Origin of the sequence: Kineococcus indalonis, from assembly GCF_009906395.1 — a bacterium.
Taxonomy (GTDB): domain Bacteria; phylum Actinomycetota; class Actinomycetes; order Actinomycetales; family Kineococcaceae; genus Kineococcus; species Kineococcus indalonis.
The window spans coordinates 1-11,028 of the sequence record NZ_JAAALM010000069.1; the positions used below are offsets into that span (position 1 = coordinate 1).

Genomic DNA, 11,028 nt, shown 5'->3' on the forward strand with positions numbered 1-11,028 from the left:
GGGCTCACGCGTGGGGCACGGGCACGACGAGCGCGGTGGCGACGGCGGCGATGCCCTCGCCGCGGCCGGTGAGCCCCAGGCCGTCGGTGGTGGTGCCGGCCACGCTGACCGGCGCCCCGCACGCGGCCGACAGCGCCGCCTCGGCCTCGGCGCGGCGGGTGCCGACCCTGGGGCGGTTGCCCACGACCTGCACGGAGACGTTGCCGATCTCGTAGCCGGCCGCGCGCACCAGGCGGGCCGCCTCGCCCAGCAGGCGCGCGCCGGAGGCGCCGGCCCACTCCGGGCGCGAGGTGCCGAAGTGCGCGCCGAGGTCGCCCAGGCCCGCGGCGGCGAAGAGGGCGTCGGCGCAGGCGTGCGCGGCCACGTCGCCGTCGGAGTGCCCCGCCGGGCCGAGCGGTTCGCCGGGCCACAGCAGGCCCGCGACGCGGCACTCGCGGCCGGGCTGCAGGGGGTGCACGTCGACGCCGGTGCCCACGCGCGGCCAGGCGCTCCGGTCGGTGGGGTGCGCGTTCACGCGCGGCCTCCGCTCAGCAGGGCCTCGGCCAGCACGAGGTCGACCGGGCGGGTGACCTTGAAGGCGGAGTCGTGCCCCGCCACGGTGAGGACCTCGTGACCGAGGGCTTCGAGCATCCCCGCGTCGTCGGTGGCGGGGGCCGCTCCGGCGGCGGCCTCGTGGGCGGCGCCCAGCGGGGCGCGCGCAAAGCCCTGGGGGGTCTGCACGGCGACGAGTTCGCGGCGGTCCACGGTCTCCAGGACGCGACCGGCGGCGTCCACGCGCTTGACGGTGTCGGGGACGGGCAGCGCGGGCACCACCGCGACGGCGCCGGCGCGCACGGCGGCGACGACGTCGCGGAACACCGCGGGCGGTGTGAGGCAGCGGGCCGCGTCGTGCACGAGCACGACGTCGACGTCCTCGGGCAGCGCGGCCAGGCCGCACCGCACGGAGTCCTGCCGCTCGGCGCCCCCGGCGACGACGACCAGCCGGCGCGCCCCGAGGGGGCTCAGCAGGTCGCGGACGTGCTGCTGCTCACCCTCCGGGGCGACCACCACGACGACGTCGACGACGCCGGACGCGAGGGCGCGCCGGAGGGCGTGCACCAGCAGGGGTTCACCGGCCACGGGGACCAGGGCCTTGGGCAGCCCCACCCCCAGGCGTTCGCCCCGGCCTGCGGCCGGGACGACGAGCGCGCAGGTCAGGAGGCCAGGACCTCGTCCAGGAGGGACTCGGCCTTGTCCTCGTTGGTGTTCTCGGCGAGGGCGAGCTCGGAGACGAGGATCTGGCGGGCCTTGGCGAGCATGCGCTTCTCGCCGGCCGACAGACCGCGGTCCTGGTCGCGGCGCCAGAGGTCGCGCACGACCTCGGCGACCTTGATGACGTCGCCGGAGGCGAGCTTCTCGAGGTTCGCCTTGTAGCGGCGCGACCAGTTGGTCGGTTCCTCGGCGTACGGGGTGCGCAGGACCGAGAAGACGCGGTCCAGCCCCTCGCGGCCGACGACGTCGCGGACGCCGACGAGGTCGACGTTCTCGGCGGGCACTTCGATGGTCAAGTCGCCCTGGGCGACCTTGAGGACGAGGTAGAGCTTCTCCTCGCCCTTGATGGTGCGGGTCTTGATCTCCTCGATCAGTGCGGCCCCGTGGTGGGGGTAGACGACCGTTTCGCCGACCGTGAAAGCCATAGAACGTGACCCCTTTCCCTGACTCCACTTTACCACGCCACGGGGGCCCCGAACACCCCGCGCGATCGCGTTTGCGCAGGTCAGGGGCTCGCGGCCGCCCCGGCGCCCCCTTGACAGACCTTCGGGGACGTGCTTCACGCGTGCGTCGCGCAGCGTTGAGCAAACGCTTGCCCAGCCCTCCCGCGGCCGCTCCGGGAGGGCCGGGGGAGCCCCGGGAGGGCCCGCGGGCGGCCCGCGCGGGCGCGACCGGCGCGCGGACACCCGTGCCCGGGTCACCGGCTACGACTGCCGGTAGTCTGAGCGCGTGAAGCTCCGCCAGCGCGCCGCCGTCGCCCTCGTCACTGCCGCGAGCACCGTGGCCGTCGCGGGCTGCACGGTCTTCTCCCCCGCGGTCACCCTGCGCCCCTACGACCCCAGCGACGGCAAGAACTCCCGCGTCGCGGGCGTCGAGGTGCGCAACGCCCTCGTCGTCTCCCCCGGGGTCGACGAGCCCGGCGTCGTCTCGGTGACCCTCGTGAACTCCTCCGACACCGACGAGTCGGTGACCGTCTCGGCCGACGTGGACGCCGGCCAGGCGCCCAGCCAGACGTTCACCGTCCCCGCCGGGCAGGTGCTGCAGGTCGGCGCCAGCGCCGCGGCCACCCCCGAGGGCGCCTCGACCGTCGAGGGCCCCGAGCAGGACGCGGGCTGGATGCAGATCCCGCAGGTGCCGGTCTACCCCGGCCAGACCGTGCAGGTGACCTTCCGCGCGGGCAGCGAGACCAGCCAGGTGGAGGCGCCCGTCGTGCTCCCCTGCTTCGAGTACGCCTCGCTGACCCCCACCGCCGCGCCCACCGCCGCGGCCGGTGCCGCGCCGAGCCCCACCGCCAGCGTGGCCTGCGGCCCGGCCACCGACGACAACCTGCAGCAGTCCGACGACGAGGGCGAGAACGAGACCGGCGGCGAGCCCGAGGCCACGCCCACCGAGGTCGCCGAGGGCGACACCAGCACCGGGATCGGCGGCGACACCCAGGCCGACGCCGAGGGCACCGGCGAAGCCGGCAGCGGCGGGCAGTGAGACCGGCCGGGGGCGGTTCGCGCGCCGGCGCGCGAACCGCCCCCGGTGCTCAGCCCTCGAACTTGTAGCCCAGGCCCCGCACCGTCACCAGGTGCCGCGGGTTGGAGGGGTCCGGCTCGATCTTGGCGCGCAGCCGCTTGACGTGGACGTCCAGCGTCTTGGTGTCGCCGACGTAGTCCGAGCCCCACACCCGGTCGATGAGCTGCACCCGGGTCAGCACCCGCCCGGCGTTGCGCAGCAGCATCTCCAGCAGCTCGAACTCCTTCAGCGGCAGCGGCACCTGCTCGCCGCGCACCGTCACCACGTGCCGGTCCACGTCCATGCGCACGCCGCCGGCCTCGACGGTCGTCTGCACCAGCTCCTCCGGCTCCGCGCCGCGGCGCAGCACCGCGCGCACGCGGGCCAGCAGCTCGCGCGAGGAGTACGGCTTGGTGACGTAGTCGTCCGCGCCGATCTCCAGGCCCACGACCTTGTCGATCTCGGAGTCCTTCGCGGTGAGCATGATGACCGGCACGCTGGAGCGGGTGCGCAGCTGGCGGCACACCTCGGTGCCGGGGATGCCCGGCAGCATGAGGTCCAGCAGGACCAGGTCCGCCCCCGCGCGGTCGAACTCCTCCAGCGCCGCCGGCCCCGTGTCGCTCACGGCGACGTCGTAGCCCTCCCGCCGCAGCAGGTAGGACAACGGGTCGGAGAACGACTCCTCGTCCTCGACCACCAGGATGCGCGTCACGGTCGAACCTCCAGGGGTGAGTCCTCCGGGTCGTGGCCCGGGGGGCGTCGGGAAGGACCCGCGGCGCCGCGCTGGGCGCGCCGCGGGGGGTCGTGGGGGGCGGACGCCGGCACCGGCGCGGCGTCCGCGGCCGGCGTGGGCGCCGGGGCCTCCGGCAGGCGCAGGGTGAAGGTCGAGCCCTCCCCCTCGACGCTCCACACCCGCACCTCGCCGCCGTGCTTGCCGGCGACGTGCTTGACGATCGACAGGCCCAGGCCGGTGCCGCCCGTCAGGCGCGAGCGGGCCGGGTCCACGCGGTAGAAGCGCTCGAAGATGCGCTCGAGGTCGGCGGGGCTGATGCCCACCCCGCGGTCGGAGACGGCGATGTCCACCGCGGCCGGGCCGCTGCCCTCCTCGCCGGCGCCCGGGCGCACCCGGCGCACCTCCACCACGACGCGGCTGCGCTCCGGGGAGTAGGCCAGCGCGTTGTGCACGAGGTTGCGCAGCGCCGTCACCAGCAGCTCCCGGTCGCCGTTGACGGTCACGCCGTGCTCGCCGGCCACCACGATCTCGGACTCGCGCTGGTGGGCCACGGAGCTGCTGCGGTCCACGGCCTCGGCGACCAGCGCGTCCACCCCCAGCAGCGCCGGCTCGACGACGTTCTCCTCGGCCTGCAGGCGCGAGAGGTCGATGATCTCCTGCACGAGCTGCGTGAGCCGCTTGGACTCCCGGCGCATCCGGCGGGCGAAGTGGCGCACCGCCTCGGGGTCGTCGGCGGCGTCCTCCACCGCCTCCGAGAGCAGCGAGAGCGCGCCCACGGGCGTCTTCAGCTCGTGGCTGACGTTGGCGACGAAGTCGCGGCGCACCGCCTCCACCCGCCGCGACTCCGTGCGGTCCTCCAGCAGCAGCAGCACGTGGCGCGGGCCCAGCGGCGAGACGCGGGCCAGCACCACCGCCGGCGGGCGGCCCAGCCCGGCCGCCAGGTCGACCTCCATCTCGCGCAGGCGCCCGTCGCGCCGGCAGGCGCGCACCATCTCGCGCAGCTGGGCGTCGGTCAGCTCGCGGCCGGCGACCACCCCGGCGGCGTACGAGGCCGCGCTGGCCTTGACGACCTCGTCGGTGGCGTCGAGCACCACGGCCGACGAGCGCAGCGCCATCAGCACGTCGCTGACGCCCGGCGGCACCCCCACCTGCTCGCGGGGCGGCGGCTGGGAGCGCTGCAGGCGGTCGGACACGCGGAAGGCCAGCACGCCGGCGGCACCCGCGAGCACGCCGGCGGCCGCCGCGATGCTGCTCGAGATGTCGCCGACCACCCCTCCAGCCTAAGGTTCTCCTCGACACGCGCCCACGCCGCGCGCTCGCCGGTGCACGGCGCGGCGCCAGATGTTCACGCCCGGGGTGGTGGGCGTTCACCGCGGCCTGGGAACGTGCGGGACACGGGCGGCCGGCGCGGCTCCGGGACCGCGCCCCCGCCGCCGGCTCGAGGAGAGGCAATCGTGCGCAACGTCTACCACGACGAACTGGTCCACCTCGTCGACACCCTGGTGGAGATGACCAACCTGGCGCGCTCGGCGATGGCCCGCGCCACGACGGCGCTGCTGGACGCCGACCGCGAGATCGCCGAGAGCGTCATCACCGCGGACAAGCGCATCGACTCCCTGCAGCGCGACCTGGAGGAGCGCTCCCTGCAGCTGCTGGCGCGCCAGCAGCCCGTGGCCACCGACCTGCGCGTGGTGGTCACCGCCCTGCGGATGAGCACCAGCCTGGAGCGCATGGGCGACCTGGCCCGCCACGTCGCCAAGCTGGCGCGGCTGCGCCACCCCGAGGAGGTCGTGCCGGCGGAGTACCGCTCGACGATCCTGCAGATGGCCCAGGTCGCCGAGCGCATCGTCACCAAGGCCGGCAGCGTCATCGCCTCGCGCGACGTGGCGATGGCCGCGCAGCTGGAGACGGACGACGACGAGATGGACGACCTGCACCGCAGCGTGTTCGCGCAGCTGATGGAGCACAGCGGCGAGCACTCCACCGAGGTGGCCGTGGACCTGACCCTGTGCAGCCGCTACTACGAGCGCTTCGCGGACCACGCCGTCTCCGTGGCCAAGAACGTCGTCTTCCTGGTCACCGGCTCCCACGAGCCGGAGGAGACCCAGGGGCACTCCCTGGTCGGCTGAGCGCACCGGGGCCGGGCGGCGGCGCCGGTGTAGCGTCGTGGCGTGGACTCGCGGCGGGGGCGGCGCCGGCCCCGCCCGGCGGCGGCCGCGCTGGCCGGCGCGGCCGCGCTGACCTGCACGGCCGCGCTGGCGGCCGGCTGCTCCGGGGCCGGCCCGGACGGCGGCACCGCCGCACCGGCCCCCACCACCACCACGGTGGAACCCACGTCCTCGCCGGCGGCGAGCGCGAGCACGTCCACCGCCCCGGCCCCGGCCTTCGACTGCCCCGCGGTGCAGGTCGCCCAGGACGAGCTGGACGACGCCCTCAGCACCGAGCTGGACCGGCTGGACGTGGACCGCGGCGACCCCCGCGCGCAGTCCGTCTACGCGCTGGTGACCACCGCGGAGGGCCCGGCGTACTACGCGGCCGTGCTGGCCGCGGCGCCGCCGGAGCTGCGCGCCGACGCGCAGCTCGTCCTGGACTACTACCGCCGCCTCGCCCTGGCCGCCGGGGAGCTGGACCCGGGCAGCGGCTCCACCGCGGACCTCACCGCCGCCGTGGCCGCGCTGGACCGCGCCGCGGGCGCGGTGGACGACCCCGCCGCGGGCGGCGCCGTGGTCGACGCGCAGGAGCGCCTGCGGGCCGCGCTGGGGCGCTCCTGCCGCGACGGGAGCGCCACCGCGAGCCCGAGCACCGGCCCGGCCACCCCGAGCGGCGCCCCCACGGGCACGGCGACGGCGCCGGCCGCGACGACGGGCGTCGCGGCCGGCGCCTGAGGGCGGGGCCGGGAGGGCCTCAGCGGCCCTGGTTGGCGACCGCGGCAGCGGCCGCGGCGGCGGCCTCCGGGTCCAGGTACTGCCCGCCGCGCACGACCGGCTGCAGGTCGGCGTCCAGGCGGTACACCAGCGGGATGCCGGTGGGGATGTTCAGGCCCGCGATGTCGGCGTCGGAGACGCCGTCCAGGTGCTTGACCAGGGCGCGCAGGGAGTTGCCGTGCGCGGCCAGCAGCACCACCTTGCCGGCGCGCAGGTCGGGCACGACCGCCTCGCGCCAGTACGGCAGCATGCGCTCCACGACGTCGGCCAGGCACTCGGTGCGCGGCAGGTCCGCGCCCAGGCCCGCGTAGCGCGGGTCGGCGTCCTGGGAGAACTCCGAGCCCAGCTCGATCTCCGGCGGCGGCACGTCGTAGGAGCGGCGCCACAGCATGAACTGCTCCTCGCCGAACTCCGCGAGGGTCTGCTTCTTGTCCTTGCCCTGCAGCGCGCCGTAGTGGCGCTCGTTCAGGCGCCAGGAGCGGCGCACGTCGATCCAGTGCCGGTCGGCGGCGTCCAGCGCCAGGTGCGCGGTGGTGATGGCGCGGCGCAGCACCGAGGTGTGCACCACGTCCGGCAGCACGCCGGACTCCGTCAGCAGCCGCCCGCCCCGGGTGGCCTCCGCGCGGCCCTTCTCCGACAGCGCCACGTCCACCCAGCCGGTGAACAGGTTCTTGGCGTTCCACTCGCTCTCGCCGTGCCGCAACAGGACGAGGGTGTGCGCCGCATCGCTCATGGCCGCACCCTACCGAGCGGGTCCCGCCCGCTCGGGGCGGTCCCGGGCGGGGCGCTCCCGGGCGGGGCGCTCAGCGCCCCCCGGCCGCCCGCGCTGCGCGCGCGGCCCGGTAGACCTCCAGGGTCGCCTCGGCGGTCCGCGCCCACCCGAAGGCGCGGGCCCGCTCGGCGGCGCGCGCCCCCAGCGCCTCGCGCCCCGGAGCGTCGTCCAGCAGCGCGCCCAGCGCCGCGGCCCACGCGCGCGGGTCGTGCGAGTCCACCAGCACCCCGGACTCCCCGTCGGCCACCGCCGTGCGCAGGCCCCCCACCGCCGCCGCGGCCACCGGGGTCGCGCACGCCTGCGCCTCCAGCGCCACCAGCCCGAAGGACTCGTTGTGCGAGGGCACCGCGACGACGTCGGCGGCGCGGTAGTGCTCGGCCAGCTCCGGGCGCGGCACCGGCGGGCGCACCTGCACGACGTCCTGCAGGCCGCGCGCGCGCACCAGGTCGGTCAGGGCGTGCGGGTGGGCGGTGCCCGAGCCGCTGGGCCCGCCCAGGACGAGCACGCGCAGGCGCGAGCGGCGCTCGGGCCGCTCGCGCAGCAGCAGCGCGGCGGCCTCCACGAGCACGTCGGGGGCCTTCAGCGGCTGCAGGCGCCCCACGAACAGCAGCAGCTCGGCGTCGGCGGGCAGGCCCAGGCGGGCGCGCGCCGCGGCCCGCCCGCCGTCCGGGGAGAACGTCGCCAGGTCCACCCCCGGCGGGACCACGGCCACCCGGGCCGGGTCCGCGCCGTACAGCTGCACCAGCTCGTCGCGCTCGGCGGTGGTGTTGGCCACGAGGCGGTCGGCGGCCTCGACGACCTGCTCCTCGCCGATGACCCGCCCGGGCGGCTCGGGCGCGTCCCCGGCGGCCAGGTGCGCGTTCTTGACCTTGGCCATGGTGTGCATGGAGTGCACCAGCGGCACGTCCCAGCGGTCCGCGGCCAGCCAGCCCACCTGCCCGGACAGCCAGTAGTGCGAGTGCACCACGTCGTAGTGGTCCTCGGTGTGCCGGGCGCCGGTGCGCAGCATCCCGGCCGTGAACGCGCACAGCTGCCCGGGCAGGTCGTCCTTGCCCAGCCCCTCGTAGGGGCCCGCGGCCACGTGCCGCACCGTCACCCCGTCGCCGGCGGCCACCACCGGCGGCTGCTCGGAGGAGGTGCGGCGGGTGAACACCTCCACCTCCACGCCGCGCGCGGCCAGCTGGCGCGACAGCTCCAGCACGTACACGTTCATGCCGCCGGCGTCGCCGGTGCCCGGCTGCTCCAGGGGCGAGGTGTGCACCGACACCATCGCCACCCGCTCGACGCCCGCGCCCTCGGAGCTGCCCACCGACGCACCCACCGCCCGTCCCGACCGCCACCGCGGTCCTCGCCGCACCACGCCCGCCACGGGTGGCTACCGTCGGACGGTGCCCCCCACGAGCGGGGACCGCGCCGCGGCGCGGTCCGGCGAGCAGTCTGCCCGCAGCGCGGCCGGACGTCCCGTGGGGACCGTCACGCGCGGCACCACCGGCCCCGACCGGCTGCGGCGCGTGGAGCGCTGGCTGGCCGGCACGCAGGCGCGCCGGCTGCGCGCGGCGGCCGACCCGCTGGTCGTCGACCTCGGCTACGGCGCCAGGCCGGTGACGGTCACGGACCTGCAGCGCTGGCTGCGGCGGGTGCGCCCGGACGTGCGCGTGGTGGGCCTGGAGGTCTCCCCCGAGCGGGTGGCCGCCGCGCGCGCGGCGCTGGCGGGGGTGCCCGGCGCGCCGGTCTTCGCCGTGGGCGGCTTCGAGCTGGCCGTGCCCGGCGGCGGGGACCCGGTGCTGGTGCGCGCCTTCAACGTGCTGCGCCAGTACGACGAGGGCGAGGTGGCCGCCGCGTGGGAGCTGCTGCGCTCGCGGCTGGCGCCCGGCGGGCTGCTCGTGGAGGGCACCTGCGACGAGCTGGGCCGGCGCAGCACCTGGGTGGCCCTGGAGGCCGGCGGGCCGGTGTCGCTGACGCTCTCGGTGCGCCTGGGCGGGCTGCCGCAGCCGTCCGCGGTCGCCGAGCGGCTGCCCAAGGCCCTCATCCACCGCAACGTGCCCGGTGAGGGCGTGCACGACCTGCTGCGCGCCGCCGACGACGCCTGGGCCCGGGCCGCCCCGGAGGGCACCTTCGGGGCGCGGCAGCGCTGGCTGGCCACCTGCCGGGCGCTGCGCCGGGACTGGCCGGTGCTCGACGGCCCGGCGCGCTGGCGCCTGGGCGAGCTGACCGTGGCGTGGGGGGCGGTCGCGCCGCGCGCCCGCGGCCGCGCGGTGCGGCATGATCCTGCGCACGGCGCCGGCAACCGCGCGGGCGGCCGTGCAGGGAGCGGGGGGTGAGCGTGAGCCGACCGTCGCCGGGCGGGGCGCGCCCCACGATCCGCGACATCGCGCGGGTGGCGGGGGTGTCCAAGGCGTCGGTCTCCTACGCCCTGAACGACCTGCCGGGCGTGTCCGCGGCCACCCGCGAGCGGGTCCTGGCCGCCGCGCGCGAGCTGGGCTGGCGGCCCAGCGCGGCCGCGCGCTCCCTCTCGCACGCCCGCGCGCACGCCGTGGGGCTGGCCGTGGCGCGCGACGTGGAGCTGCTGGGCGAGGAGCCGTACTACATGCGCCTGGTGGCCGGCATGGAGGGCGTGCTGGCCACGGAGTCGGTGTCGCTGCTGATGACGGTGGTGCCGGACGTGGACACCGCCGTGGGCGTGCTGCGCCGCTGGTGGGCCGAGCGGCGCGTGGACGGCGTGGTGCTCACCGACCTGCTCGTGGACGACCCGCGCCTGGCGCTGGTGGCCGAGCTGGGGGTGCCCGGCGTGGTGCGCGGCGGCGCCGACGAGGTGCTGCCCTCGGCCCCCGGCGGGGCGCTGGCGGTGTCGGTGGAGGACGAGCGCGAGCCGTTCGCGGAGGTCGTGGCGCACCTGCTGGAGCAGGGCCACCGGCGCCTGGCGCGCGTCAGCGGCCCCTCGCAGTTCCGGCACACCCGCCGCCGCGACGTGGCGTGGCGGGAGGTGACGACCGCAGCGCTGGGCGGCGCGCAGGAGGTCGTCGTGGCCGACTACACCGCCCGCGGCGGCCTGGACGCCACGCGGGCGCTGCTGGCGCGCCCGGAGCCGCCCACGGCGGTGGTCTACGACAACGACGTCATGGCGGCCACGGTGGTCGCCGAGCGCCGCCGGCTGGGGGTGGCGGTGCCCGGCGAGCTGGCCGTGGTGGCCGGGGAGGACTCGATCCTGTGCCGCCTGGCGGACCCGTCGATCACGGCGCTGCGCCGCGACGTGGTGGCCGACGGCGCCGCCACGGCGCGGCTGCTGCTGGACCTGCTGGCCGGGCGGGCGCCGGCGCCGCTGGAGCTGGCCGCGCGCGAGCTGGTGGTGCGGGACAGCTCGCGGGTGGGGCTCACGCCTCCAGCAGCAGCGTCACCGGCCCGTCGTTGACGAGCTCGACGGCCATGTCGGCGCCGAAGCGGCCGGTGGCCACGGGCACCCCGCGCTCGCGCAGGGCCGCGGCGACGGCCTCGACGAGGGGCTCGGCGACCTCGCCGGGGGCGGCGGCCGACCAGGTGGGCCGGCGGCCCTTGCGGGTGTCGCCGTAGAGGGTGAACTGGCTGACGAGCAGGACGCCGGCGCCGGCCTCCAGCACGGAGCGCTCCCCGCGCAGCACCCGCAGCTCGGCGACCTTGCGGGCGGTGCGCTCGACCTGCTCGGGGCCGTCGCCGTGCGTGACGCCGAGCAGGACGAGCAGGCCGGGGCCGTCCAGGGCCCCCACCTCCTCGCCGTCGACGCTGACCCGGGCCCGGCTGACGCGCTGCACGACGGCTCTCACGGGCCCAGCCTCCCGCACGGGGCGCACCGGGCAGGGGCGGTGGGGCGGGTG

General features: G+C 77.3%; 13 protein-coding genes. 5 read left to right on the forward strand and 8 right to left on the reverse strand.

Annotation, left to right across the window (positions count from 1 at the left end; genetic code table 11):
* Positions 1-4 precede the first annotated feature (4 nt).
* From ispF to GTR00_RS05685, 3 genes are read right to left on the reverse strand one after another with little or no spacing between them, the layout of a single operon-like run.
* Complete coding sequence (gene ispF / locus GTR00_RS05675) at positions 5-514, reverse strand: 2-C-methyl-D-erythritol 2,4-cyclodiphosphate synthase (RefSeq protein WP_166610665.1); 510 nt, start codon at positions 512-514, stop codon at positions 5-7.
* Complete coding sequence (gene ispD / locus GTR00_RS05680; RefSeq protein WP_407659615.1) at positions 511-1,146, reverse strand: 2-C-methyl-D-erythritol 4-phosphate cytidylyltransferase; 636 nt, start codon at positions 1,144-1,146, stop codon at positions 511-513. The genes ispF and ispD overlap by 4 nt, the downstream gene beginning before the upstream one ends.
* A 47-nt stretch (positions 1,147-1,193) precedes the next feature.
* Positions 1,194-1,676: a CarD family transcriptional regulator gene (locus GTR00_RS05685; protein ID WP_166610666.1), complete on the reverse strand. Its 483-nt coding sequence runs from the start codon at positions 1,674-1,676 to the stop codon at positions 1,194-1,196.
* Positions 1,677-1,980: 304 nt separating this feature from the next.
* On the opposite strand from GTR00_RS05685, the gene GTR00_RS05690 reads away from it, so the two are divergent.
* Entirely contained in the window at positions 1,981-2,733 is a 753-nt protein-coding gene (locus GTR00_RS05690) for a hypothetical protein (RefSeq protein WP_166610667.1), read from the forward strand.
* Positions 2,734-2,782: 49 nt separating this feature from the next.
* Here the strand turns inward: GTR00_RS05690 and GTR00_RS05695 are convergent, their stop codons facing one another.
* Both GTR00_RS05695 and GTR00_RS05700 read right to left on the reverse strand, forming a co-directional pair.
* Positions 2,783-3,463 (reverse strand): winged helix-turn-helix domain-containing protein, encoded by a 681-nt coding sequence (locus tag GTR00_RS05695; RefSeq protein ID WP_166610668.1) that lies wholly within the window; start codon positions 3,461-3,463, stop codon positions 2,783-2,785.
* Positions 3,460-4,755: a sensor histidine kinase gene (locus GTR00_RS05700; protein ID WP_166610669.1), complete on the reverse strand. Its 1,296-nt coding sequence runs from the start codon at positions 4,753-4,755 to the stop codon at positions 3,460-3,462. Before GTR00_RS05700 ends, GTR00_RS05695 begins: the two co-directional genes overlap by 4 nt.
* Before the next feature lie 183 nt (positions 4,756-4,938).
* Between GTR00_RS05700 and phoU the strand changes: the two genes are divergently transcribed.
* Together phoU and GTR00_RS05710 are read left to right on the forward strand one after the other, a co-directional pair.
* A complete protein-coding gene (phoU, locus tag GTR00_RS05705; protein WP_166610670.1) occupies positions 4,939-5,613 on the forward strand; it encodes a phosphate signaling complex protein PhoU in 675 nt (224 codons plus the stop codon).
* A gap of 42 nt (positions 5,614-5,655) precedes the next feature.
* The gene (locus GTR00_RS05710) at positions 5,656-6,369 is read left to right on the forward strand and encodes a hypothetical protein (RefSeq protein WP_166610671.1); all 714 of its coding nucleotides are present in this window, start codon (positions 5,656-5,658) and stop codon (positions 6,367-6,369) included.
* Between the two features lie 19 nt (positions 6,370-6,388).
* Here the strand turns inward: GTR00_RS05710 and GTR00_RS05715 are convergent, their stop codons facing one another.
* Both GTR00_RS05715 and mshA read right to left on the reverse strand, forming a co-directional pair.
* A complete protein-coding gene (locus GTR00_RS05715) occupies positions 6,389-7,141 on the reverse strand; it encodes a phosphoglyceromutase (RefSeq protein WP_166610672.1) in 753 nt (250 codons plus the stop codon).
* Between the two features lie 70 nt (positions 7,142-7,211).
* A complete protein-coding gene (gene mshA / locus GTR00_RS05720; protein WP_166610676.1) occupies positions 7,212-8,450 on the reverse strand; it encodes a D-inositol-3-phosphate glycosyltransferase in 1,239 nt (412 codons plus the stop codon).
* Positions 8,451-8,643: 193 nt separating this feature from the next.
* On the opposite strand from mshA, the gene GTR00_RS05725 reads away from it, so the two are divergent.
* Together GTR00_RS05725 and GTR00_RS05730 are read left to right on the forward strand one after the other, a co-directional pair.
* Complete coding sequence (locus tag GTR00_RS05725) at positions 8,644-9,501, forward strand: class I SAM-dependent methyltransferase (protein WP_323132239.1); 858 nt, start codon at positions 8,644-8,646, stop codon at positions 9,499-9,501.
* Positions 9,498-10,589 (forward strand): LacI family DNA-binding transcriptional regulator, encoded by a 1,092-nt coding sequence (locus tag GTR00_RS05730; RefSeq protein WP_166610673.1) that lies wholly within the window; start codon positions 9,498-9,500, stop codon positions 10,587-10,589. The genes GTR00_RS05725 and GTR00_RS05730 overlap by 4 nt, the downstream gene beginning before the upstream one ends.
* Here GTR00_RS05730 and dtd read toward each other — a convergent pair.
* Complete coding sequence (gene dtd / locus GTR00_RS05735) at positions 10,552-10,977, reverse strand: D-aminoacyl-tRNA deacylase (RefSeq protein WP_166610674.1); 426 nt, start codon at positions 10,975-10,977, stop codon at positions 10,552-10,554. The two genes, GTR00_RS05730 and dtd, sit on opposite strands and share 38 nt — an antisense overlap.
* Positions 10,978-11,028: the final 51 nt, after the last annotated feature.

Bases quoted from the DNA above. Each gene is read 5' to 3' on its own strand.
- GTR00_RS05685 (WP_166610666.1), bottom strand. From the start codon at position 1,676: ATGGCTTTCACGGTCGGCGAAACGGTCGTCTACCCCCACCACGGGGCC.
- mshA (WP_166610676.1), bottom strand. From the start codon at position 8,450: ATGGTGTCGGTGCACACCTCGCCCCTGGAGCAGCCGGGCACCGGCGAC.
- GTR00_RS05715 (WP_166610672.1), bottom strand. From the start codon at position 7,141: ATGAGCGATGCGGCGCACACCCTCGTCCTGTTGCGGCACGGCGAGAGC.